The sequence below is a fragment of the Fictibacillus sp. NRS-1165 genome (assembly GCF_050468105.1).
GTDB lineage: Bacteria > Bacillota > Bacilli > Bacillales > Fictibacillaceae > Fictibacillus_C > Fictibacillus_C terrinigri.
This window is the reverse complement of the sequence record NZ_JBDPNU010000176.1, coordinates 1-1,650: the sequence shown is the minus strand read 5'-3', so window position 1 is coordinate 1,650 and position 1,650 is coordinate 1. Positions and strand designations below refer to the sequence as shown.

Here is a 1,650-nt window from a genome sequence, read left to right as displayed (position 1 = left end):
GTATATACGCTCAGAAATGACCGCAAAGCGGAAACGGGTGATTATATTTTAATTCACAATCCATTGCCGGATTCCCTGGATACTTATTCGTTAAATGAAATCGAAGAAGTTGAAACAGCTGATCACAAAGGGATCATCACAAGTAATTCTCACGGAATCAAGCATAATGAGTATTTATTAATGGTACCCGGCCGTGCTGATGACAGCCACCCTATCGATTATCAAGACATTGAAAGTGTTGAACCAGAAAACTTACAAGACATTGAGTCCAACCAATTAGTTACCAATCATATTAGTGAACTGTTGCCAACATTAGGTGACATTTATAAAAAGAAGGACAGTAGTGAATCATTTGAGGCTATGGTGGTCGCAATAAAAGGCCAAACGTTTTACCTGGGAAGCGGATTAGAGTTGTCGCAGGAAGAGTTGATGAACACTGAGATATGGGAATTTCTATATAATATCCTTGATAAATGATCTTTCCTCTGGATGCTGTCAAACTGATCCCTTTATGAAAAATGCCTATTTTTACTTACCCCAAATTTTTTACTAGGAGGTTTCTATGGATAACAAAAAGTATACGGGAAACAGTGTTTTTATTGTCTCCTTATTAATTACTCTCATTTTTATTGTCTGGGGTGTCTTTTTTACAGATAATCTCGCCAAAGTCACCAATACCATCTATAAAGGTTCGATTGATTATCTTGGATGGGTCTATCTTGGTGCCACTCTATTCTTTGTGGTCTTCTCGATTTATTTACTGTTCTCTAAATATGGCGATATTCGGCTCGGTAAAAAAACGGACAAGCCGGATTTTAACACGGCATCTTGGCTCGCCATGTTGTTCGGTGCTGGTATGGGAATCGGAATAGTGTACTGGAGTGTGGCCGAACCCGTTACCCACTATACTACCCCTCCTTATGGGAAAGCCTATACGATTGACGCAGCCAATACGGCTATGAAGTATACATTTTTTCATTGGGGCTTGGACCCTTGGGCCATCTATACGGTTATCGGCTTGGCCCTTGCCTTTTTTCAATATAACAGACGGCTTCCTGCTGCCATCAGTTCGGCGTTCCATCCGATACTAGGGGATAGGATATACGGTCCGATAGGAAAAACCATTGATATCCTGTCAATCTTTGCAACCGTCTTCGGAATCGCAACATCTTTAGGTCTTGGTGCCATGCAGGTAACTGCGGGAATGCACGACATATTCGGCGTTCCCAATGTGTTGTTCGTCCAACTGATCGTCATAGCTGTTGCAACAGTCCTTTTTATCATTTCAATCAATACAGGCTTAGAAAAGGGAATCCAATACTTATCGAATGCGGCAATGATCTTATCTTTTGCTATCATGCTGCTGCTTTTGATTGTCGGCCCCACCATGACTATTATTAAGGTTCTCTTTAATACGACTGGTATCTATATAAGCGATTTTATACATATGAGTTTAAGGTTAGAGCCCTTTGGTGAAGGAAAATGGATTGCATCATGGACCTTATTTTATTGGGCATGGTGGATCGCTTGGGCACCTTTCGTAGGTATGTTTATTGCGCGGGTTTCTAAAGGAAGAACGGTGAGGGAGTTTGTTATTGGAGTCTTGGTTGTTCCAACATTGGGAACATTTCTTTGGATGTCCATATTTGG

At 41.0% G+C, this 1,650-nt stretch carries 2 protein-coding genes; both read left to right on the top strand.

Going from position 1 to position 1,650, the window contains the following annotated elements; translation table 11 throughout:
• Positions 1-477 (top strand): hypothetical protein (locus ABHN01_RS25690; protein ID WP_429877898.1); only part of this gene is annotated, 477 nt, incomplete at its 5' end.
• Between the two features lie 85 nt (positions 478-562).
• A partial coding sequence (locus ABHN01_RS25685; RefSeq protein WP_429877897.1) for a BCCT family transporter occupies positions 563-1,650 on the top strand: 1,088 nt, incomplete at its 3' end.